The organism is Pseudomonas anatoliensis, from assembly GCF_017976235.1.
Classification (GTDB): domain Bacteria; phylum Pseudomonadota; class Gammaproteobacteria; order Pseudomonadales; family Pseudomonadaceae; genus Aquipseudomonas; species Aquipseudomonas anatoliensis.
Map to the genome: position 1 here is coordinate 195,220 of NZ_JACVHC010000003.1, position 20,345 is coordinate 215,564.

The following is a 20,345-nucleotide window of genomic DNA, read 5'->3' on the forward strand; positions in this document are numbered from 1 at the left end:
CGGATGCTTGAACTTGTCGCCGCTTTCATCTGCCTCACCACCCTCCTCACCTTCGTCAACTTCCGCTTCATCGGTCTGCCGCCGACCATCGGCGTGATGGTCACCGCGTTGCTGTTTTCCCTGCTGCTGCAAGGCTTGAGCGTGCTCGGCTATCCCGGCCTGGAAGAACGCGTACAGCAACTGATCGGCCAGATCGATTTCGGCGATCTGCTGATGAACTGGATGCTCTCGTTCCTGCTGTTCGCTGGTGCCTTGCACGTAAACCTGAATGATTTGCGCAGCTATCGCTGGCCCATCGGCTTGCTGGCGACCTTTGGTGTTTTGATTGCCACAGCGGTGATCGGCAGCCTCGCCTATTACATCTTTGCCCTGTTCGGCTGGCACGTGAGCTTCCTTTACTGCCTGTTGTTCGGCGCGCTGATTTCCCCGACCGACCCGATTGCGGTGCTCGGCGTGTTGCGTACCGCCAACGCCTCGAAACCGCTGAAAACCACTATCGTCGGCGAGGCACTCTTCCCCCCATATGGCCGTATGGACAGACACCTGAACGTCCCGTTTTCATTGGCCCGCATCTAAATAGGCACTGTCCATACGATATTTGGTTTCTATGGACACCCGTCGTTGTCTCAAGGTTGCGTGAATGCTTCCTCAATTCCGCTCAACGCTTCTACCCCCTAAGACTGGCCAGGCGGGCGAGCTTTTCTCGCGCCTGCAAGGAAACGGGATCTCTCTGTTCTGATTAGAACGTCCGGATTGTTAACCCAGCTTCCGCGCTTCCCTCCGGACTCGAGGCCAAGGAACGACTGTCGTTCAAATCAGTCCTGCATTTTCCATTCAGAAGTAAGAAGCACTTTCTCAGGGCGCAAGCCTCGACTTCAGTCAATAATTAGATTAAACCTCCCGAACGACTAAAAGATTTAGGCGTCTTCGGCATCGCATGAGCTCTGAACGACGAAAGTGGGACATATAGTATTCCAGCGTGTGCTAGCACATCCCGTATAAAAGCCTAACACCGCCAAAAACGGTGCTAAAAACTCCTCAAGCAGGTTTAAATCGTTTTCTAAGACAAACCACTAAATGCCTTTAGAAAATTACCGCGTTGGTCACCGCTACTCTACTGGCGTCTAAGAGTGGTTTCTCTGACAAGCTTAGAAGATAGCTTTGCTCTTTAGCAACCTCTTGAAGGAGACCGTCCATTGCTACGGATAGATGCAGCAAGCCATTGAACTTGTCCTCGGTATTAAAGATAAAACGGGAGCCATCAGGTACTACTAATCTCCTCGCTTCTTCCTTGTTGTTCCACAAATAATCCAGATATCTTTGGGTCTCGGCCAATATCGCTAATTCGTAGTAGGCACCAGCGGAGAGGCTATGCATGTTGGCATGGTACATTATTGAGGCAATATCAAAGCTTGAGATCGTTACAGGTTTTCCATCTGCCTCGAGCTCTGCCTTTATGTTTTTACATAACCTTATTGATTTGCGGAGTCCACCACCTGTGGTTTCACATCGTTCTCGTACCTTTTTGATGTGCAGGAAAGGCCAGTTTTCAATCGTGGTACTTTTATGCGAATCTAGGATAGTGACAGCGCGGTCATGTTTCTGACCAGAGGCTTGGTAAGTGATAGTGTCATGCCAGTGGGAAGGCACGACGTCTACTGGACGTGCTAATGACCCTCCTTGCAATTTGATGGCCTTAGAGCCAGAAGTGTCAATCGTCGCAGCGGGAAACGCATCACGAAGAGCTTTACTAATTTCGCCCCTGCGAGCGGTTAACACCCCAACTGAAGTGCGTGAGGTCGGTGAGCGGTACTGACCCGATGTACTCATGTACCCACGCGCATCATAGGTATGAAAGTCAGCTTCTATTGCTAAAAGATCAACATCACTGACCCCTCGAATATGGACATTCAGTGGTACTGATCCCTGTAGCTCGAATTCGAGACTGCCGCTTGTCCTCTTCGACAACTGGTTGCTAACCCGTTCTGCGGTTTCGATGCTGATGCGGGTGTAGGTAGGATCTACCTCCTGCATCGCTCCTAAAGCAAAAGTTGTATTCGGCTTGTCTTTAACCCTATGTTCCCACGCCTCTTTTGTAAGGCTTCGGTTTACGATGAAATCCTTCGCATCCATTGCGATTACAGAGGATCTATCTAGCCCTGAGCGTCTAGAGCGTAGACGGTTAATTCGATCATTAATTGACGTGCTCATTCTTTCTCCTCAGCTCTATTCGCCCATAGGTGGGCCGACCATAACCGTTAAAATAGTCACCCTGTGCGCTATCTAATAACCTGGTAAATAATAGATTTGCACTGCCAACGTGTCCTCGAAGCTCAGGCTCGCCGGGATTAGGATCATTTTGATAGTTATAAAGAAGGCGGTATCCGTCAGCCTCATCGTGAACCAAAGCCGCAGTGATACTGTTTGAGCCCGACTGGTGAGTCTTCAAACGCACTCTGATCTTGTCCCAGGTTTGGCAGATATATACATCTGCTTCCCAGCTGCGAATCGGATTTCCTCCGATGTCCAGTGTCGTTCCAGTGCAGTGCCACTCTCCCGACAGGTCAGGGACTTTTAGATATTTGACTGCCCAACGCCATTTCCAAACCGTCTTATTGAATAAAGCGTATAGCAAGGCAAAGACGATACCTGCTCCAATTAGCGACAGGGCTGTCGGTGGAAGATTTACAGGCACATTATACTTTTTAGCCAAATCTTCAGCTGATAGCAGCAAAAAAACCGCAATGCCAGAAATCGCGCTTGCTAGTAGTGTCAGATACCGGCCAATCAAAGCTCGATTGACCCCGCCCAATAGGCTGTATTCATGATCGTGAATCATCAAAAGCGACCTTCAATCGACTTAATGCCGGGAGTCCAATCAACTTTAAAGAGGGGCAGCAGCAAAGCTGCCCGCGCCCGATGAGACTTTAAAAACTACTGGGTATGACATACCGAGGAGCACGTCCGGCATCCGTTCGATTGCCGGTAGGTGTTGCGAGCCTGGCGAACAGCGGTCACACAGGTTGTGTGATAGCCAAGATCAAGGCGGTTATGGAGTGCCGGCAAATAGATGCACGTACTGGTATGCACCTCGTGGTCACCGTTGGTCTGTGCGTTGCGGTTGACGAAATACTGAGCCATTTTTACTCACCCCGCTCTTTGTTCGATTGGGCGAGTACCGAGGCCGCTAGGGTCTTGGTGGTGGCGTTGTACTTGTTGCTATCGAGGACATGACTGGCTTTAGTCTCCATATCGGCACCGGTTTGCTTGCCGGTCGAAGCTTGAGACATGGCCGACCCTGCCAATTCCTTCTGGATGGCCGAGGAGCTATCACTACGCAGGATTTTGGAGGCCAAGCTGGCCACGGGAGACGATGTTAGTTTAGGATTTTTCGGCACGATTAGGTGCTCCTGTATCTAGAAAAAATCGAGTAGGCAGGAGCAACCCTTGAGCGGAAAGCCGAGCTGAATGGTTGACATCCAAAGTCGGTTTTTCTCTAATGCGCGTCCCACCAGTGTCCGCATTGGCTCAGGGATTGGCGGGTATGTGTGCTCGGCGTCCAAACTTTGCACGCATACCCGCTGTGTTCACTGAAACCTAAGCCTCTCGCCAAAAAACACAACATGTAGTGCTGTTGTAGAGATGACCTACAAGATAATGGGGTCAAAATGACATTGCAAGATAACAAGCCTGTGGATAACTTGTGCGCAAATCAGTGGTTGGATCCATTTCGCCCCTGTATGTATGCCCAGCCCTTCTAAATCGCGGGATACGACGTTTCTCCCTTGAAACATTTTGAAATACACTCCTTTCGCATGTCCCTGTTCCCTATAGAACAGCCACCCTCAGCTTTTAAAAGTGACAATCCAGTGGCGTCATTTCTTCCTTAGTTCTGGCTTGGTTTTATCCGTCAGCGGGGTATTGCGGGGCTATTTCCTGCGACCTATGATCACGCTAGGCGGTGATGGTCGCCTGGCGCCTGTTTCGCGAAGCAATAGCCCATCTGTGACACCCTTCAGTTTTACATCGGCATGTCCCTAACCAGACGCTGCCCGGTGAACAGGCAATCGGACACCTAAGCGTCGTAGATTTAGGAACCTTTGCCATGTCTGATTTTTCCCGGCTAAACATCTTCAAATCCCAAGCTAAACAGCTTGCTCGTGATCAGGGCATGAAGCTTTCTGTCGCTCAAGAAACCCTGGCGCAGAAAGCAGGCTTCGCTGATTACCATGAGCTCTCTGTAATCGCCCAACGGAACCCCAAGGATCCGCGTCTGATGGTGGCTTTGTTTGGGATCAAAGACTTTCCCCAAGCGATCAATGAGGATGATGTCTACGCCGACCTGGATCTGGAACTGGAGGATCAGCTCTCCGGCGCGATTGCGGATACCAATGCAAGTGGATTCACTATTGGTGCTCTTGAAGTTGAAACCGCTGACTACAGCGACGCAACCGGGAAGCTTACTTTAGAAGTTTCCCTGACCTACCAGGGGCAGCAAGATCAGGAGAGGATGTATCACGGTGCAGCTTTCTATCTCAAAGCCACGGTCGAATTGCTACGCCGTGATGGTATATGGCTACTTGCTGACGAAGGCGTGGTCATCTCCAGCAGTGAGTCTGATGCTGATCGCGACCGTAGATCTGAATGGGAGCACTGGGCCCAAGTCGAAGAAGCTGAACGCGGCAACCGCAAAACCATGGCCCAGGCCCTGGCGAATGAGCTGGAAATTTCTCTCGACGACGCAGAGCTTCTGGCCGATTCGGAGGTCACGGCCAACGAATCGGATGAGGGCCTCGTATACAATTACTGGATCAATTTTGAACCCGCAGCCGAGGATGAGTTAAGAGCAGACCTGATCGCGCGATTCGGCTCTTTAGAGTACGAGTTGCACGCGAATTTCTTCGACGACATTCTGCCGGACGTCTGACACTGACATGGTGGTGGCCAGCCTACACGCTGGCCATTCAAAGCGGACTCTGATACCGCCAGCTAAGGCTCTCCACCGAAATTATGGTTGCCAATAAGGCAGCGTCGAGTCACCGGGCTGGTCAACGATAATTGCCACACTTTGCTTGGCCCTCGTTACTGCGACGTAGAAAGATGCCGCAGAGGTTGCTTCCAAATGAATTCCTTTTTTTAGGAAGCTTTCTATATTCACCGTAGGCACGATGAGGACACGCTCATAGGTCGCACCTTTCGACACCTTAAAATTTAGGAAATCCAGTGAGTATTCCTTACCGGAGCTGATGGAGTGCCTCAGAGATTGGGGTTGAAACATTGCAACGTAATCGTCGACATGTTTCCTGCTGACGAGGAAAACACCATCATGTCCCGTGCAGACAGTGTTCTCAGAGGTGGTTTCCGGAAATCCCCACGAGGCATCAAATATTGAGTCTGAGAAAGTTGCGATTTCGGCTCTGCATCTGTGCGTGACCGACGAGTAGTTGATGCACAATAAACCTTTGGTTTCGCGATCTCGGAACCATTCAATTGCGGCGGCGTAGGCATATTTTTTATTCTTTTGACCGCGAGGGTTGGTGGACAAAACAGACTGCCGGACGTCACCCACCATTCGAACGTCGATTTTGGACAAAAGTAGCTGGTGAACTATTTCCCAGTCGTAGCCACTTAGATCCTGCACCTCATCAAAGAGAATCTCGTCATAGAGACACTCGAGTCGGTGCATGAGCAAACCACCACTGGACTGAATTACTTCGAAAGCAAGCCTTCCCAACTCGGAGGCATAGACCTCGTTTTTTCGATTCATATATCTGGCCTTGCCGACCGCTTTGAAGTAGGGCCTTCCTTCAAAGTCGAATCCACCAATCCTTTCGCTAGGTAAAATGAATGGTAGGAACGGCTTGGCGAAATGACGAAGTAGGAATGTGTACCATCCCATCACCTCTAAGTTTTGCAAGTCGCCGGCTTGGGAGGCGAGTCGGTGGCGGAGCTCCAGCTGGTTGGTTTGCGTGAAGGTGACGACTAACACTCGACGGTCAATTGGCAGAGATTTGCAGTGTTCCACCAACCCCTGAGTTTTCCTTCCTCCGGCAACGGCTAAGGTCAGATGGTTAGCCATGGATAAACTTCGCTGCGGCTTCCATATACGCTGGAGGGATCAGTGCATCAGTGGACTCAGCGATTCTCAAAGCCCCCTCGGTCTTCTCTCGTATCATCCAAGTCTCAAGGTCGGCTGCAACAGTAATACCCAGAATCGTTCGCAACCCTTTTTCACCATTATGATGAATCAGCTGAGGCTCGAGCGTCTTACCGTCACTAACGTCACCGATAAATAACTCTCGCCGAGTGCCATCGAGCCATTTCTCCACTGGCTCTCTCAGCTTAACTGGCTCTACTCCGTCGTTGTCGCGCATCACAGCGACCTGTTTGTTGATAGCGGCACCAAGCTCCAAACATCGAGCCAGTGCGAGTCCTCGCATGCTGATGACGTCAATGCCAGACGCCATTGGTGTAAGCCGATATTTATCCTTAAAAATTCGCTCGAAAATGATCTCGTCGGACGGCCCCTCGACCAACACAACTTTCTTGGCTAGAACCATCCTTAGCGTGTCGTAACCTGGTAATCGCTGAAAGTATCTAACGGTGTCAGGCGTCAGTTCAGTTATTTTGGAGGCCGTGTTGCGGTTCAAAAGAAGCAGCGAATTAAGCCCAAGCCTGTTCAGCACATAGGTACTGTGAGTTGAGATGAAAAGCTGTTGCTGGTCTGTTGCCAATGCCTCAATGCGAGACAACAGCGTAGCTAGGCTTGTATGAGAGAGGTGATTTTCCGGTTCCTCAATCATTACTATGCTTGCCTTCGCTGAGTGGCGTTTCATCGCAAGCGATATTTTGATTGCTGCTTGCTGACCCTGCCCCGCCATCGAAAATGGGACATCATCTACATGGGGGGTCACGGAGCCTTCCCATGACGATCTGGAGCTTTGATCCATGGCCAGCGCCATAGGCTCATTCTCAAGAGAGGCTTCAAGCAATGCTAGGCGCGTGTTGACGTCTGAAAGAGCGCTTTCGGTCATGGATGCTTTGACCTCACGGTAGCTCAGCGAAATAGACGCCTTCTCGCTTGGTTCCAAATGATCACTGAGGATCTGGCGAAGATGGTAGTCAACTCCGTTGGTGGATCTCACCGTGCGGGAGTCAATGACAGCGACCGAGAGGGCTCGGGGACGTTTGGTAAGCTCCTGGTCGGCGAAGCTCCGCCACTCATAGGTGTAATATTCGACGGGCAGCAGCGCAGTCGGCGACTTGAGCCACTCGTCGAGCATGTCTCGATACTCTTCGTTTGGGAAGATTCTCAGGGAGACTCCGGGACAGGCGTTAGTCGGAACATCGGTGTTGATTGCCCCGCAGAGCCCTTGCAGATCGTCTCGCTTATCCAAATAGAGCTCGATCAAAATTTCAGGAAGGGCGACTTTCTTTCCTGCCTTCCTCAGAGCCACGAATTCTTCGACCATGTCGGTGTTGAACCAGTAAGGGTTCAACTCTTCTAGCACGCCTCGTCCGCCGATCCGCCCGTTGAGTGCTAGGGCGATAGCTTCTATCAGGGTTGATTTTCCCGCGTCATTACCACCGACGAGGATGTTGAGTCGAGCGTTAGGTCTTAGAGTGAAGTCTCGATAGATGCGGTAACCACGAATCTTGATCTGGGTTATCAAGGCCATCATCCTTTAGGCAGTGGTGTCGACGACGCTCTGAAGCAAGAGGGAAAGATCGAGCAAGCTCCGAGTAGACACCATGGATGCACCGGACTCAAGTGCCCGACAGTATGGGCAGAAAAAGAACCGAAGCCCTTAATCCTCAGGACTGCGGTTGCAGCGAAAACGAGTTTGCGTAGACTAGATTTATCTATAGGAAAGGAGTTCGTATGGGCATCAAGATGGGCAGTGCTCTGGATCGTACAGGCAGTGAATGGCAGGCCGATACGTATCAAAAAGGTATGGGGGCAGAGCCGCTCAAATGCCGGTTTTGCAGTATCGGCGTGACCCACAATCCGTCTTACACACGAGAGCTACACGACAAGTCGGTGTTTGTCTCTGCGTACTTCAGGCTTCTGCCTGGTGGCGAGCATGCAGCCAACTGCAAATACGGAGTGCAGGAGGAAATCTCGGAAATTGCCAAAGAGTCGCAAGGCCTTCTCGAGAGTGTCAAAGGTAATCAGTACCGTATGCGCCTGGTAATGATCAAAGAGGCCCTGGAGGGTGGTGCAGCACCTACAAACCAAAATGGCCACGGCTCCAACGCCAGATCCAGCAAAACCTATGTATCTACTCCTGGCAAACTGCCTGCGTATATCAACTCTGCCAAGCGAGCCCTCAAACTACGAGCACTGTGCGCGAGTGATAGCGACGTTGAGCAGCACTTAGAGCTCGTATTTGAAGGCAATACGGTTGTCAATTGGCGCCAGTTCTATTTCGAAACGGAACGGCACATGGAGGCGTTCCATGCCGTATCCCAAAACACCACCCAGCATCCCATTGCCATCCATGGGTACGTCAAAAGTGTTCGGCGCTGTGTGGGCGACGATAAAAACAAGAATGTCTTGAATCTCAGGATGAACAAGTACCGTGCGGACTCCGAAAAGCCCGACAACGGCGTAGGCCTCGAGGTCAGTATTTGGTCTCGTCAGACAGCATGGTTCAAAGGGATAGAGCATGACGATGAGATCGTTGTGCTGGGAATGTGGAAGGCTTCAACCACGCCTCCTACGACCGCGCCAAATGAAGGACGCTACAAGACTTTTACCAAGAATCGACTCAGCTTAAGCCTTGTCTTGATGGCACAGATAACCAAGGTCTGAGCGCTCCATTGCCCGCCAAGCGAAGAGTTTTAGCATCGCTCATTCGACGGCAAGCAATTTCGAACACAACCTCTTCTCTCGCCGTGCTCGTGGTCTACGCTCAGCAACGGCGCTGTGGATTTTCGAGATGCCTGCGACACAAGTAATGTTCATGGTTGAGCCATCTTTCACCGTGTAGGTAAACAAGGATGACAGCATGACCGATAGACGACCTTTGAATCCAAACGTAACAGTTCCGAAGCCGGGAGGTGGCGTCCAACCTCGCTCTCGGAATCAAGATGGCCAAGTCCGCGATAAGCGTGATGACGCTGGAAAGCCTAGGAAGAAATAGGCAACCGCGATGAATCGCAGGTTACTCGCGACAGGGAGTGACCTGTCTCAACGTGCTGTGTGATCAACTCATACATGAATCCATCGGCACATGAGGCTTCTCCTGGTTTATCGATGACTTCCTCTCCATTCAACTGATCGAGATCACTAGGTGGCCTATTGCAGGTAGCAGTCTCAGTTCGTCGCGGTGGTCGTACCAGGCGCAGGGCCCTCGCTGAATGTGTAGTTGATGACCACATCATTTCGGATCAAGACGTCGATAGTTTTCTGAGTGCCCGTAGTCGTCACCTTCATGGTGACCACGTAGCTTTGAGCATGCGCAGAGCCATTGGTGTAGGTGTAGATCCACTTCTCGTCAGTCTCGCTGACAGCACTCTTGGCGTAGGGCTCACCAAGCAGAGACTTCAACTCGGTAGTCGTCGTTTTGCCTTTGGTGATGCTCGCTACACTGGCCGACGGAAAGTCTCGCCCTGCGGTGTAGTGGGACGTAGCGCAACCGCCAAGTGCGACACAGATCCCCATTACTGCGATGAGCTTTTTCATATCCATCCTTGATCGTAGAAAGCTCCAAATCTAGCTGGCATTGGGGCCAAAAGCCACTATCTCTGCGGATCGACTTTCAACAGCATCGTTCAGAAACCGGCCACTCTAGCCGCCGGTTGTCTGGACGTTCGCACTAATGATGCAGCGCAATGTCACAATGATGTCATGTGGGAGGCAGCGAAGCCTCCCCACCCCTCCCATAATATGCGTGACACCATGCCTGCGACCGACGATTTCCGATTCAACGCCCATCACCTCCTGCTAGATCTGGATGCAGCGACAAACCACCTGATGATGCTTGTAGTGTCACACGAGCTGACAGGCAGCCGTTGGGATGACGCTGTGTCTCGTCATAAGCAAGCGTATACAGCGTGGGCCTCAATCCTCACGGGAATTCAAATCGATCCAATGCCTGCCCTTGATGGTCGACCGGTGGAAGGGAGCAGCTCTGCAGCTGAGTAGTGTCCAAGACTCGAAGATCTTCAGAAGCTTCTATCCGTGCCTCCATGCCGAGTCGAAATAGCTTTTGATAGCAAGAATCGTCATGAGTCCTCCGTGGCAGGTGGAGAGGACTAGCGCTCGGCTACAGTTCAACGACTGGCAGGGGGTGAGGTATGAACTGTTCAGTTTGTGGGGCATCTGCTCGAGTGATTGAAACCAGCTTTCATGGTGCGATTTTTGGTTGCGTTGAGTGCGGTAGCTACCTTTGGGCTTGCCCCTTCGGGGTACGGCTGGCGTGAACCGAACCCTGGCTGCACCAGGTTTTGGCCCTGCGGGCTTTCATCCTCAAGCCTCTGGCCCATCGTGGGCCGGCGCGCTCCGCTTGCACGTTTGACCACAACGTACATCTTTATCTCACCGATTATCTTCTCGCCGCCCCAGATAACGCCTTGCACATGTAGCAAGCCGAGCCAGGACAAAGCCCCATGAACTGCTCCGTCTGAGAAATCAGAGGTGGCGCTGAGCCTCGTTGATTTACTGCATAGCCCTGCTGCTCAAAAAAGCCTGACGCAGTTGTTGTCAGCAAATGAAATCGAGCAATTTCCTGCTCGGCGGCTATCGCTTCAATGACCCGAAGCACCGTGACACCGACCTGCTACCACAAGAGCAGCGTGGAAGTTTTGTCAAAGAGGATGGCCAAGTCGTGATTGATGAGCATGGTCGCAGGATTTGATCCCACCCGAAGTACGTGGGCCTGGAGTGCCATTCGCACTCCACTTAGCCACCGTTTGAATTCGAACTGACCAGCAATTGCATCTCGTTTGACCTGCTCGCCTTGTCACGATGATAGCAACGAGCGGCCAATAGCAGATCCTGGTCATCCTGTTCCGCCCTTCCTCCAATTTGAAGCCTCAGTTTCAGCAAAGAGCCGTTTATGAGCTTTCCGTTAAACGGTGCTTGCATAGGTATAGGGGGTATACCTATGATGCGTGTACGCACAGTTAAAGGGGGTTCTCTCATGGGCCATATAGCTTCCAACAAAGACGATCTTCTCAAGCGCGTGAAACGCATCGCGGGGCAAATCCAAGCCGTTGAGCGTGCACTGGAGTCGGATGCCGATTGCGCGAAAACATTGCATCTCGTAGCTGCCACACGTGGAGCTATCAACGGATTGATGGACGAAATTATTGAGGATCACGCCAGAGAGCATGTAGCGAGCCCAACGCTTAGCGATGAAGAGCGCAACAAGGGTGTCGAAGAGCTTCTTGAAGCCATTCGCCGCTATTCCAAGTGACGAATCTAGGTACATGCTCATGAGCAGCAGCCAAAACATCGAAATTAATCACGTACATGACCATGTGTTCCTTGGGTCAGCACACGAAGAAAATGCGAAACGTACCCTTTGGGTTGTGGCGCTAACGGTGGTGATGATGGTTGGCGAAATCGTCGCCGGCTATATCACTGGCTCGATGGCCTTACTTGCCGACGGCTTTCACATGGCAACCCATGCAGGCGCTTTGGGCATCGCTGCAGCTGCCTACGGTTACGCAAAACGCCACGCTTCCAGCAGTCGTTATAGCTTCGGTACGGGCAAGGTTGGAGACCTGGGTGGATTTGCATCGGCGCTCATTCTCGGCATGGTGTCCTTGGTAATCGCCGTAGAGTCGGTCATGCGCCTTTTGCAGCCGACGGAGGTTCAATTCGGAACCGCTACTCTCATTGCGATTGTGGGTTTGATCGTAAACATTGTGAGCGCGCTTCTGCTTGGCCACGGTCACAGTCATGGGCACGATCATGATCATCATGGGCATGGCGATAACAACCTGAAATCAGCTTATGTCCATGTGATAGCGGACGCTCTGACCTCCGTCCTGGCAATTGCAGCACTGCTCGCTGGCCGGTATCTCGGATGGGTGTGGCTGGATCCGGTAATGGGCATTGTGGGTGCCATCGTTATTGCGCGTTGGGCATGGAGTTTGATGGGCGTCACCTCTGCTGTACTGCTGGATCAAACTGATGAGCACGTTGCAGATGAGATCCGCGAGCTGGTTGAGAAACCGGGTGATGCAACCATTACAGACCTGCATGTCTGGCGGGTCGGGCCAGAGGCACATGCGGCTATTGTCAGCGTCCTCGGCGAATCCACTGTGAACGCTGAAAGCATTCGTGAACGACTCAAGCCTGTCCACGAAGTCAGTCACCTGACGGTCGAGTTTCGATTGGTTTGATTCACCGACTCCTTAACCTCGGCTTCATAGGAACTCCCAATGTCACTAGGGAAACGTGAGCTTGCGCGTATCGAGCGTCGATTAATTACCACCCTCACTGAAGCGTGCGAAACAGCAAAAGGGGAGATCGAAGGATTTACGTGGCTCACCCATACCGCCGACCTGAATGCGCTGAGTAAAACCCTCAAGGTAGTCTGGGTATTCGAAACACTGGCTGACAAGGAGCTCGCCCAGGCTGAATCGAAAGCGCGCATTTTCGAGTTGACCTCCATCGCATTGAACGAGGCCGGCATCGATCTGAACCTTTCAGACCGCAATGTCTGCTTTGACTCTGAGGAGGAGTGCCAGCGCACGCATGGTGGCAACTGGAAAAATCGTATTGCTCACTCAGGCGCGACCAAAGGGGACTGACAATGGCTAAAGAAATCGAAAATCCCTGTATCTCGATTTGCCAGCTGAGTGGTGATCTCTGTGTGAGTTGCGGGCGCAGCAAGGAAGACATTAGAAAGTGGAAACGCATGAAGCGGCCTGAAAAAATGGCCGCTGTGCAAAGGGCGAATGTGCGATTGAAAGCACTGAAGAAAGCCCACGGATAGTCACTTGCACTCGTTCCCGCCCGAGCTGTGGTTAATCAGCTGCAAGGCCACCTCACTGCCGAAGTCTGATAGTCACAACGCACAGCGAGTGAACCTACTGCGATGCAACCCCAAGCTTGGGGAAGAGAATGGGTTCCAACGGAGGGGTTGCCTGACACAGCACAAGCCTCCAGTAACCGACGTCGTGCCATTTTCCAAGCTTGAAGCCCACTTCTGGATACGTCCCAATATGTACGAATCCTAGCGACTCGTGCAGACCGACACTTCCTTCATTGGGCTGCGCAATTCCGGCGTAAGCTGCGCGAAACCTCTGCTTTTCAAGAATCGGAAGCAAGGTTTCATAGAGTTCACGGCCAACGCCCTGACGGCGAGCCGATTCGGTTATGTACACCGTCACATCAACAGCCCATCGGTAGGCCGGACGAGCACGATGCTGGCTTGCGTAGGCATAGCCCTTGATCTCACCGCCGTCTTGGGCCACCAGGTAGGGATAGGTCAAAAACGTTGTCGCTATTCGCTGAGCGATTTCCTCAGCGCTTGGCGGAATCTCTTCGAACGAGATGGCCGTTGTCGAAACGATGGGGGCGTAAATGCGCTGGATGGCTATAGCATCTGCTACCGTCGCCGTACGGATTTTCAAAGCCATGCAAGTCGTCCCTGATTCGAAAGCTGAACATTACCCTTTTTAGATCAGCCTTGGACATGGTCGAAATATGAAGATGTTATGAGCGCTACCATTCGCCTGAGTAGTTCCACTAGGCCTTTACATCGATCTGACTGATACTACTTCAACATATTTGTACTTCTTCCTTGCAGCCCTCACGGCCTCCTGCTCCGCAAGCAACGAGCTCAACGTATCAGCCTCGTGAATCAACTCGGTCATTTTCCCCTCAAACTCGTTCCCAACTCGGAGCGTGACCCGCAGCCTGGGCGTAAACGCTTTCGCCACTTTTTTCTTGGCTAGTGGAGCCTCTGCGGGCTTCGTGAAAACGATCTCTGGCAAAGGTTCCTGCACTAGCAGAGTAGAAACTTGCTCCTCTGGCTTAGGCGTACCAAAAAGGGCACGACGCATTTCTTCTTCGGTTAATTCAGAGTTCATAGAGCATCTCAAAGGGGTGGCACTTCACTGGTAAAATTCTACTAGGATTGCTGCTGACCGGCGTCCATCGGGAAACTGCTTGGACGTTAAATCCCCAGTTCGATTTCAATACATGAGCCTCGCAGGGCACGCGAAAGCTGCGCCTTTGGTAGCAATGTGATGAGCCCATCAACCAAGCTGCTGGCGTGACGAGCATATAAGGTGACTGTGCCTGCAGCCCCAATTCGACCCGGTACGAAGGCACCGACTCGTTCCTGGGCAATTTTCAGTATATTCAAGACTTCTTGGCTAACCTTGTCGTGGGATAGATGCTCAACGACTGGTCTGGACGGGCACCCTGCGCGGCTCCACATTTCTATGACCGCTTGGAGGAGTCCGTCTGAGCCGAGATGCTCGAGGGCCATCCCCCATAACTCACCCTCCTGCGCCATATCCAGGCGAGCCCTAGTCATAACGGAGTTCCAACATGAGGCTCTTTCTTGATTGCGAGTTTACCCGGCTCTCAGCGACAGCGAAGCTGATATCACTCGCACTGGTAGCTGAGGATGGACGCGAATTCTACGTGGAATTGGTCGACACATGGCGAGAGGAAGATTGCAGCGACTTCGTCGTAGAGATCGTTATTCCGCAGCTATGGGGCGGTGGCAATGCACAACCTACTATCGGGGCAAGAACTGCACTGCTCGATTTCCTAGCCTCGTTCGACGAAGTTCTGGAGATTGTCACAGACGCTCCACAGTACGACTGGGAGCTTTTCTGCGAACTCGCATATGACGATGGTAAATGGCCAAGGAACGTCCGGAATTACCCCACTGACGCCACCACTCTGGATGCCACAAGTGACGGGGTTCCGCTTCCGCATCACGCTCTTCTTGACGCCCGTATCATCGCTAGCATGTTCACCGAAAGCGATCTGAAGAGAGGGTGATGAAGTCCTAAGAGGCCAAGGTGAGCTAAAGCTGTCTTCCACATCAAACCTTCTTGGGACATCTTCAGCCTGGTGCTGGTCATTCAAAACTCACGCCTGTTCGGACTTGCTGGTCAAATACCTACGAATAGTAGTTTTAGACAGACCCAAAGCTTCCGATATCTCGGTCACTGAGACTCCCTCACTGTTGAGGCGATTTGCCTCTGCCGCTTTCTGCGCTGCCCCGGATCGCGCTGGTCGACCAGGAGGAAGCTTCCCTGCCCTTACCAACGACTCCATTTCAATATCTACGCTGTCCTTCTTAATCCTATTTAGTTGCTTATTCAGACGCTTCAGCCCGTCCCTAAGCGGCTCGTTGGACTGTAGAGACGTCGCCATGAGAATCAATGAGGCCGGTTCAACCTCTAGCAGCGCTGCAAGACGAATGAGCACATCAATCGTGACGTTCACCTCCCCACGCTCGATCCGGCCCCAATAGGAACGGTCAATAGTGATCAGGTTTTCTTGCGTAAGACCTTTTTTTCTACGCAGTGCTCGTACCACTACAGCTAGGGCTTCTGCGGCCTCCATGACATTTCCCCAAGCAAATCGAGGATAAGGCCATATTGCAGAGCACCATAACACGGGCTATGATCCGCATTACGGTGCTAGCAGTGTTTTTGAGGCCTGCTTTTCGATGCATATACATCCGTAAGCGGAGCTGCGCAGCTTGCTTGCGGGAGCCATCTGCTCGAGTGCGAGCGACAACAAGCGGGACTGAATTGTCAATTTCCCGGTTATTAATGAAAGGAAACCCTATGGCTAGCGTCGAAGAACCCGACCTCATGAATGGGCCACGGACACCACTTGAGGGCCTGTCGAGCAGCTCCGAAGCTCGAGCCTTAGCAGTCGAGCGCTTTCCTAAAAAGTCTTACTGCCTAGTTCGAGACTGGACAATATTTCGAATTGAAGTCACCCCCGACGAACTCGCCAAACTGCATGCATTGGGCCAGCTCCCGATGATCATTTTTGCCCACAACGTGGCCGAGGATAGCCAAGGTCGATTTGATAGGGGGGATTGGGTTCGTTCAAGCATGTGCACCGGTTTCCATGACGGTGTTGTGTTCGAAACCAGAAACACAGCTTACGTCTTGATTGGCCCTGGTCATGAACAACCTGCCAGCCTGAAGGAAGTATTTTCCTTCTTCTAACATGCGCTTCGTAACGGAGCCCTTTGAGGCTCAGGAAATACAATGTTTAGAACACACGACGCCGACATGCGTGGCATGCCGGGCATGTTTGGTGAAGGCCAGTACCAATGGCATCAGGTATCCAAGGTGCTTCGCACTCACTGGTATCACGTCACCGTCCAAGCTCAGTACGAGGGCCGAACCACCGAGGTCGCTTTGATGATCGACAGCGAGCCTCGATTGCAGCAAGTGCTGATTGCACAAGACGCCGATACGATTATCACCGACGTTCAGGTGGTCACTCCGGCGCACATGAATGGGACGGCAGGTTGGCGCATGGAAACGCTGACCAAGGTGACACTTGGCGAAGACGAAAACGAGTGCGTTGTGTGCCTGCTGGAGGTCGAGACAGGCTCCGAATATCACAGCTCACACCAGCCTGGCTTCAGTTGCGATGCACTGAGCAACCTTCGTCCGATCTATCACGCAAACATGATTCGATCAGCCTGAAATTTACCAGGATTCTTGCACGCTACCAGTGCGGATGGTTCCGTGTGGAATTCCTGGTTAGGCCGTATATACCGCCAACGGAGTGCAACAATGCTGAACATGATTGGCTTGGATTTTTATGGTAAGCGCCACACAGAATTCGACCTAATACGAATCAAAAAAGCCCAGGCGCAAGGCTTCGATAGACCGATCACAGCGTATCTTTGCAGCGCCTCCATCAAAGCCCGAACGGGCATAGGCGTAGTGTTTGGTCACAACCGTAAAGACCAGTATGGGCGGTTCGGCGACAGCCATTTGATCCGCACTTCTGATGTGATCAAGGTCGAGCGTGAAGGCAGGTTTTGGGTGATGACGACGGAGAATAGTCGTTACGTCTTGGCGACGTTCCAGAGGGGTAATGGACGTGCAAGCCTGCGTGAGTTTCTGCGGCTTTCACGGGGGATGCACCACTTCACCCCGCGAGGGTTACAGTAATGGTCGTGGTCTTCTTCCACTGGCGAACCCTCCTGAATGGCTTCGAGGTGGTGTCATGATCGTCAAGGCAGGCGAAGTCATCTGCATTGCCTCGGGCATTTTTGAGAATTACGACCGCGCTGGGCCCTTTGTTGCAACGCAGGACTTCGACCTCGATTCATTAATAGCAGAGGCAGTGAAGCCGCTCACAGAGAAATGGGAAGTGTCGAGTTTGTTTGGCGATATACCCAGGGTGCTTTTCGAAAACGGGCTTATCACCAAGCTTCCTTGTCGCAAAATTTACCTAGGAGCGATGGGCGAAGTCGACATTCGGGAAGAGCAGGATGACCTTTGATGACGACGCTTCAAGCATTTTACTAAAGCGTCATGATGGTAGCGATAGAGCTGAGATGGTTTGCCTTGCAGTAGCCGCAGTTAGGATCGCGGTAAACGTCGATGACTTCAGCGGCTTGTGCCGCTCCCGTCATGGGTAGTGTCGTGAACGCGGCAATTCGCAGACTGGCATTCATGCGAGTTCTCCAGTTTATTACTAATTCTTACCGGCAGCAGCAACCGCCGCCGTTCCCGCCACAGCCCGAGTTTTTCTTACTCGCTACGCTTTCCACTGTCGCCAGCTGTGCTGGATAGCCCGCGTTCTCCAGGGCTGTAAGCAGCGCATGGCTGTGCGAATCGCCGCTGACCTTCACCCGTCCGGCTTGTAAATCCACCGATACGTCACTCACGCCTTCAACTGGGCGCAGCGCTTCGGTGACATGTCTGACACATGAACCACAGCTCATGCCTTGGACTTGCAGTTCAACAGTTTTCATTGGTGACTCCTCACAACAAAGTTGATCATGGAAAGACTGACGCATGAGGCTTTTTTGCGGCGTTGGCTTATCCTCAACCTTGCCGCCATGGCAAGGTCAAGCGGTCGTTGTCACTCAATCAATGGAAGCCTGGCGCAGACGCAAGGCGTTGAATACTACCGACGCCGAGCTCACGCTCATGGCCAGTGCGGCAATGAGCGGTGACAGAAGGTGACCGGTAAGTGGATAGAACAAGCCGGCAGCCAGTGGGATGCCCATGGCGTTATAAAGGAAGGCGAAGGTCAGGTTCTGGTGCATATTTCTCACCGTCGCGACTGACAGGCTGCGCGCCCGTAGGATACCGAGCAGATCCCCCTTCACCAGAGTGACCTGAGCGCTGTTCATCGCCACGTCAGTGCCAGTGCCCATGGCGATACCTACATCAGCGCGAGCCAGTGCGGGGGCATCATTAATGCCGTCGCCGGCCATCGCCACCCGGTGTCCGGCTAGTTGCAAAGATGCCACCAGACGTTCTTTATCTTGCGGCTTGACCTCGCCGTGAACCTCCTCGATGCCCAACTGGCGAGCTACCGAGCGAGCAGTTGTAAGGCCGTCGCCAGTGGCCATGATGATCTTGACGCCATCCGCCTGCAGACGCTCGACGGCCAGCTTCGTGGTGGGTTTGATGGGGTCGGCAACAGCCAGTAAACCCGCCAAGGCGCCGTCCACTGCCAGGTACATGATGCTCGTACCGTCGCCGCGTAGCTTCTCGGCATGTTCTTGCAAGCTGTCTGTGGAAACGCCGGATTCCTGCATCAACGCGGTATTGCCTATCATCAGTCGGCGACCCTCGACCTGACCGCTTACACCAATACCTGAGGCTGACTCGAAGGTTTCAGGTGTCACCAGTTTTAGCCCTGCGGCACGAGCCTCCTCGACGATGGCGTGGGCCAATGGATGCTCACTGCCCTGATCGAGACTTGCGGCCAGGCGCAACACTTCATCCTGAGTAAATCCGGGTACGGCCTCGACGCTATGGAACGCTGGTCGACCTTCCGTGAGGGTGCCAGTTTTGTCGACTATCAAGATGTCTATCTTGCGCAGGTTTTCGATAGCGGCGGCATCGCGAAACAATACGCCGCTGCCAGCAGCCTTGCCGGTGGCAACCATGACTGACATCGGTGTCGCTAGGCCAAGGGCACAGGGACAGGCGATGATCATGACCGCGACAGCGTTGATCAGTCCGAACACCCAACTTGGCTCGGGCCCCCACAGCCCCCAGCCGAGTAGAGTCAGCGCGGCGATAGCAATCACAACGATCACGAAGTAACTGGCAATCACGTCTGCCAGCCGTTGCATCGGCGCTTTTGAGCGTTGTGCCTGCACAACCATCTGCACAATCTGTGCGAGCAGGGTCGCCGACCCTATCTTCTGCGCCTGCATCACCAGACTGCCGTGGATGTTGAGAGTGGCGCCGATCAGCGCGTCGCCGGCCCTCTTTATGATCGGTATCGGTTCGCCGGTGAGCATCGACTCATCTACAGCGCTTTCGCCTTGCAATACCTGGCCGTCGACAGGTACTTTTTCTCCCGGACGCACACGTAATGTGTCGCCGCTGTGTACGTGTGTCAGAGGGATGTCTTCTTCCGTGCCATCGGCATTGATCCGTCGGGCAGTTTTTGGGGCCAGTCCAAGCAGCGACTTGATGGCAGCCGAGGTTTGCGAGCGAGCCTTGAGTTCAAGCATCTGGCCGAGAAGGGTCAGTGAGATGATCACAGCCGCTGCTTCGAAGTACACACCGATGCGGCCCTCCATCATGAAGTTGCTGGGGAATACATCGGGGGTCAGGGTGGCCACGACGCTGTAAAGGAAGGCCGCCGCCGTGCCGAGGCCGATTAGCGTCCACATGTTCGGACTTCGCTGAATCACCGAACGCACACCACGCACATAAAACGGCCAGCCAGCCCACAGCACGACGGGTGTAGCCAATCCCAGCTCGACCCAATTTTGCGTGGTGCCATGGAACAGCTCCAGGGCATGGCCACCCATAGCCAGCACGGTGACGATCACTGTCAGCGGCAATGTCCACCAGAAGCGCCGGGTGAAGTCCTTGAGTTCTAAGTTCTCTTCTTCCTCCAATTCGGGAATCACCGGCTCTAAGGTCATGCCGCACTTAGGGCAGACGCCGGGGCCGATCTGGCGAATTTCCGGATGCATGGGACATGTGTATTCAGCGGCACCCGTTAACGGTTCTGTTGTTGTCTGAGGGACTGGTTCGATTTTCAGTTGAGATATTCGATAACGCTCGGGCGCTGTCCTGAAGGTCGTTTGGCATTTCAGACTGCAGAACCGGTAGTGTTGCCCCTCATATTCCGTGCTGAACTGGCTGTCGTTACTGACGGTCATGCCACATACCGGGTCATG

The 20,345-nt window shown here is 52.9% G+C and carries 22 protein-coding genes and 3 pseudogenes; 13 read left to right on the forward strand and 12 right to left on the reverse strand.

From position 1 onward, the window contains the following. Positions 1-3 precede the first annotated feature (3 nt). Positions 4-516: pseudogene (locus ICA16_RS10275) on the forward strand (cation:proton antiporter domain-containing protein); the annotation flags it as partial. Between the two features lie 567 nt (positions 517-1,083). Here ICA16_RS10275 and ICA16_RS10280 read toward each other — a convergent pair. The 3 genes from ICA16_RS10280 to ICA16_RS28590 all read right to left on the reverse strand — a co-directional run bounded on the left by ICA16_RS10280 (position 1,084) and on the right by ICA16_RS28590 (position 3,290). After that, positions 1,084-2,211 carry a nucleotidyltransferase-like protein gene (locus ICA16_RS10280; protein WP_210700530.1) on the reverse strand — a complete coding sequence of 376 codons (1,128 nt, stop codon included), beginning with the start codon at positions 2,209-2,211 and terminating at the stop codon, positions 1,084-1,086. Next, a complete protein-coding gene (locus ICA16_RS10285; RefSeq protein WP_210700531.1) occupies positions 2,195-2,839 on the reverse strand; it encodes a Cap15 family cyclic dinucleotide receptor domain-containing protein in 645 nt (214 codons plus the stop codon). The genes ICA16_RS10280 and ICA16_RS10285 overlap by 17 nt, the downstream gene beginning before the upstream one ends. A gap of 304 nt (positions 2,840-3,143) precedes the next feature. Then, complete coding sequence (locus ICA16_RS28590) at positions 3,144-3,290, reverse strand: hypothetical protein (RefSeq protein ID WP_479687563.1); 147 nt, start codon at positions 3,288-3,290, stop codon at positions 3,144-3,146. 815 nt (positions 3,291-4,105) lie between these two features. Here ICA16_RS28590 and ICA16_RS10295 point away from each other — a divergent pair. Continuing rightward, positions 4,106-4,927 carry a hypothetical protein gene (locus ICA16_RS10295; protein WP_210700533.1) on the forward strand — a complete coding sequence of 274 codons (822 nt, stop codon included), beginning with the start codon at positions 4,106-4,108 and terminating at the stop codon, positions 4,925-4,927. Positions 4,928-5,008: 81 nt separating this feature from the next. On the opposite strand, the gene ICA16_RS10300 is transcribed toward ICA16_RS10295, so the two are convergent. Beyond that, complete coding sequence (locus tag ICA16_RS10300; RefSeq protein WP_210700534.1) at positions 5,009-6,079, reverse strand: UvrD-helicase domain-containing protein; 1,071 nt, start codon at positions 6,077-6,079, stop codon at positions 5,009-5,011. Continuing rightward, a complete protein-coding gene (locus tag ICA16_RS10305; RefSeq protein WP_228734159.1) occupies positions 6,072-7,679 on the reverse strand; it encodes an ATP-dependent nuclease in 1,608 nt (535 codons plus the stop codon). Before ICA16_RS10305 ends, ICA16_RS10300 begins: the two co-directional genes overlap by 8 nt. 203 nt (positions 7,680-7,882) lie before the next feature. Here ICA16_RS10305 and ICA16_RS10310 point away from each other — a divergent pair, with 203 nt between their 5' ends. After that, positions 7,883-8,815, forward strand: coding sequence for a hypothetical protein (locus ICA16_RS10310; protein WP_210700536.1), 933 nt, complete (start codon positions 7,883-7,885; stop codon positions 8,813-8,815). A 504-nt stretch (positions 8,816-9,319) separates the two neighbouring features. Here the strand turns inward: ICA16_RS10310 and ICA16_RS10315 are convergent. Continuing rightward, complete coding sequence (locus ICA16_RS10315) at positions 9,320-9,688, reverse strand: hypothetical protein (RefSeq protein WP_210700537.1); 369 nt, start codon at positions 9,686-9,688, stop codon at positions 9,320-9,322. Positions 9,689-10,775: 1,087 nt separating this feature from the next. On the opposite strand from ICA16_RS10315, the pseudogene ICA16_RS28330 reads away from it, so the two are divergent. The 5 genes and pseudogenes from ICA16_RS28330 to ICA16_RS10340 all read left to right on the forward strand — a co-directional run. Further along, positions 10,776-10,862: pseudogene (locus ICA16_RS28330) on the forward strand (arsenate reductase); the annotation flags it as partial. A gap of 285 nt (positions 10,863-11,147) precedes the next feature. Next, a complete protein-coding gene (locus ICA16_RS10325; protein ID WP_080725266.1) occupies positions 11,148-11,423 on the forward strand; it encodes a metal/formaldehyde-sensitive transcriptional repressor in 276 nt (91 codons plus the stop codon). Positions 11,424-11,442: 19 nt separating this feature from the next. Then, on the forward strand, positions 11,443-12,357 hold the full coding sequence (gene dmeF, locus ICA16_RS10330) for a CDF family Co(II)/Ni(II) efflux transporter DmeF (protein WP_210700538.1): 915 nt from the start codon (positions 11,443-11,445) through the stop codon (positions 12,355-12,357). 39 nt (positions 12,358-12,396) lie between these two features. Next, on the forward strand, positions 12,397-12,768 hold the full coding sequence (locus tag ICA16_RS10335) for a hypothetical protein (protein WP_210700539.1): 372 nt from the start codon (positions 12,397-12,399) through the stop codon (positions 12,766-12,768). Positions 12,769-12,770: 2 nt separating this feature from the next. Then, positions 12,771-12,953 (forward strand): DUF1289 domain-containing protein, encoded by a 183-nt coding sequence (locus ICA16_RS10340; protein WP_210700540.1) that lies wholly within the window; start codon positions 12,771-12,773, stop codon positions 12,951-12,953. A gap of 94 nt (positions 12,954-13,047) precedes the next feature. Here ICA16_RS10340 and ICA16_RS10345 read toward each other — a convergent pair whose 3' ends face one another. Both ICA16_RS10345 and ICA16_RS10350 read right to left on the reverse strand, forming a co-directional pair. Further along, a complete protein-coding gene (locus tag ICA16_RS10345; protein WP_210700541.1) occupies positions 13,048-13,599 on the reverse strand; it encodes an arsinothricin resistance N-acetyltransferase ArsN1 family B in 552 nt (183 codons plus the stop codon). Between the two features lie 117 nt (positions 13,600-13,716). Further along, entirely contained in the window at positions 13,717-14,052 is a 336-nt protein-coding gene (locus ICA16_RS10350; RefSeq protein WP_210700542.1) for a hypothetical protein, read from the reverse strand. A gap of 466 nt (positions 14,053-14,518) precedes the next feature. Between ICA16_RS10350 and ICA16_RS10355 the strand changes: the two genes are divergently transcribed. Then, complete coding sequence (locus ICA16_RS10355) at positions 14,519-14,980, forward strand: 3'-5' exonuclease family protein (protein ID WP_210700543.1); 462 nt, start codon at positions 14,519-14,521, stop codon at positions 14,978-14,980. Between the two features lie 90 nt (positions 14,981-15,070). Here the strand turns inward: ICA16_RS10355 and ICA16_RS10360 are convergent, their stop codons facing one another. Further along, positions 15,071-15,550: a helix-turn-helix domain-containing protein gene (locus ICA16_RS10360; RefSeq protein ID WP_210700544.1), complete on the reverse strand. Its 480-nt coding sequence runs from the start codon at positions 15,548-15,550 to the stop codon at positions 15,071-15,073. Positions 15,551-15,777: 227 nt separating this feature from the next. Between ICA16_RS10360 and ICA16_RS10365 the strand changes: the two genes are divergently transcribed. The 4 genes from ICA16_RS10365 to ICA16_RS10380 all read left to right on the forward strand — a co-directional run bounded on the left by ICA16_RS10365 (position 15,778) and on the right by ICA16_RS10380 (position 17,467). Then, positions 15,778-16,170, forward strand: coding sequence for a DUF6957 family protein (locus ICA16_RS10365; RefSeq protein ID WP_228734161.1), 393 nt, complete (start codon positions 15,778-15,780; stop codon positions 16,168-16,170). Positions 16,171-16,212: 42 nt separating this feature from the next. After that, the gene (locus ICA16_RS10370; protein WP_210700546.1) at positions 16,213-16,659 is read left to right on the forward strand and encodes a hypothetical protein; all 447 of its coding nucleotides are present in this window, start codon (positions 16,213-16,215) and stop codon (positions 16,657-16,659) included. A gap of 90 nt (positions 16,660-16,749) precedes the next feature. Next, positions 16,750-17,133 carry a hypothetical protein gene (locus tag ICA16_RS10375; RefSeq protein ID WP_210700547.1) on the forward strand — a complete coding sequence of 128 codons (384 nt, stop codon included), beginning with the start codon at positions 16,750-16,752 and terminating at the stop codon, positions 17,131-17,133. Positions 17,134-17,188: 55 nt separating this feature from the next. After that, positions 17,189-17,467, forward strand: a complete 279-nt coding sequence (locus ICA16_RS10380; protein ID WP_095023249.1) for a hypothetical protein — start codon at positions 17,189-17,191, stop codon at positions 17,465-17,467. Positions 17,468-17,528: 61 nt separating this feature from the next. Here the strand turns inward: ICA16_RS10380 and ICA16_RS10385 are convergent. The 3 genes and pseudogenes from ICA16_RS10385 to ICA16_RS10395 form a co-directional block, all read right to left on the reverse strand. Beyond that, positions 17,529-17,642 (reverse strand): annotated as a pseudogene (locus ICA16_RS10385) (DUF411 domain-containing protein); the annotation flags it as partial. A 27-nt stretch (positions 17,643-17,669) separates the two neighbouring features. Further along, the gene (locus ICA16_RS10390) at positions 17,670-17,942 is read right to left on the reverse strand and encodes a heavy-metal-associated domain-containing protein (protein ID WP_210700548.1); all 273 of its coding nucleotides are present in this window, start codon (positions 17,940-17,942) and stop codon (positions 17,670-17,672) included. 114 nt (positions 17,943-18,056) lie between these two features. Further along, positions 18,057-20,327 carry a heavy metal translocating P-type ATPase gene (locus ICA16_RS10395; RefSeq protein WP_228734162.1) on the reverse strand — a complete coding sequence of 757 codons (2,271 nt, stop codon included), beginning with the start codon at positions 20,325-20,327 and terminating at the stop codon, positions 18,057-18,059. Positions 20,328-20,345: the final 18 nt, after the last annotated feature.

Bases quoted from the DNA above. Each gene is read 5' to 3' on its own strand.
- ICA16_RS10280 (WP_210700530.1), bottom strand. From the start codon at position 2,211: ATGAGCACGTCAATTAATGATCGAATTAACCGTCTACGCTCTAGACGC.
- ICA16_RS10285 (WP_210700531.1), bottom strand. From the start codon at position 2,839: ATGATTCACGATCATGAATACAGCCTATTGGGCGGGGTCAATCGAGCT.
- ICA16_RS28590 (WP_479687563.1), bottom strand. From the start codon at position 3,290: ATGTCTCAAGCTTCGACCGGCAAGCAAACCGGTGCCGATATGGAGACT.
- ICA16_RS10295 (WP_210700533.1), top strand. From the start codon at position 4,106: ATGTCTGATTTTTCCCGGCTAAACATCTTCAAATCCCAAGCTAAACAG.
- ICA16_RS10300 (WP_210700534.1), bottom strand. From the start codon at position 6,079: ATGGCTAACCATCTGACCTTAGCCGTTGCCGGAGGAAGGAAAACTCAG.
- ICA16_RS10305 (WP_228734159.1), bottom strand. From the start codon at position 7,679: ATGGCCTTGATAACCCAGATCAAGATTCGTGGTTACCGCATCTATCGA.
- ICA16_RS10310 (WP_210700536.1), top strand. From the start codon at position 7,883: ATGGGCATCAAGATGGGCAGTGCTCTGGATCGTACAGGCAGTGAATGG.
- ICA16_RS10315 (WP_210700537.1), bottom strand. From the start codon at position 9,688: ATGAAAAAGCTCATCGCAGTAATGGGGATCTGTGTCGCACTTGGCGGT.
- ICA16_RS10325 (WP_080725266.1), top strand. From the start codon at position 11,148: ATGGGCCATATAGCTTCCAACAAAGACGATCTTCTCAAGCGCGTGAAA.
- dmeF (WP_210700538.1), top strand. From the start codon at position 11,443: ATGAGCAGCAGCCAAAACATCGAAATTAATCACGTACATGACCATGTG.
- ICA16_RS10335 (WP_210700539.1), top strand. From the start codon at position 12,397: ATGTCACTAGGGAAACGTGAGCTTGCGCGTATCGAGCGTCGATTAATT.
- ICA16_RS10340 (WP_210700540.1), top strand. From the start codon at position 12,771: ATGGCTAAAGAAATCGAAAATCCCTGTATCTCGATTTGCCAGCTGAGT.
- ICA16_RS10345 (WP_210700541.1), bottom strand. From the start codon at position 13,599: ATGGCTTTGAAAATCCGTACGGCGACGGTAGCAGATGCTATAGCCATC.
- ICA16_RS10350 (WP_210700542.1), bottom strand. From the start codon at position 14,052: ATGAACTCTGAATTAACCGAAGAAGAAATGCGTCGTGCCCTTTTTGGT.
- ICA16_RS10355 (WP_210700543.1), top strand. From the start codon at position 14,519: ATGAGGCTCTTTCTTGATTGCGAGTTTACCCGGCTCTCAGCGACAGCG.
- ICA16_RS10360 (WP_210700544.1), bottom strand. From the start codon at position 15,550: ATGGAGGCCGCAGAAGCCCTAGCTGTAGTGGTACGAGCACTGCGTAGA.
- ICA16_RS10365 (WP_228734161.1), top strand. From the start codon at position 15,778: ATGGCTAGCGTCGAAGAACCCGACCTCATGAATGGGCCACGGACACCA.
- ICA16_RS10370 (WP_210700546.1), top strand. From the start codon at position 16,213: ATGTTTAGAACACACGACGCCGACATGCGTGGCATGCCGGGCATGTTT.
- ICA16_RS10375 (WP_210700547.1), top strand. From the start codon at position 16,750: ATGCTGAACATGATTGGCTTGGATTTTTATGGTAAGCGCCACACAGAA.
- ICA16_RS10380 (WP_095023249.1), top strand. From the start codon at position 17,189: ATGATCGTCAAGGCAGGCGAAGTCATCTGCATTGCCTCGGGCATTTTT.
- ICA16_RS10390 (WP_210700548.1), bottom strand. From the start codon at position 17,942: ATGAAAACTGTTGAACTGCAAGTCCAAGGCATGAGCTGTGGTTCATGT.
- ICA16_RS10395 (WP_228734162.1), bottom strand. From the start codon at position 20,327: ATGACCGTCAGTAACGACAGCCAGTTCAGCACGGAATATGAGGGGCAA.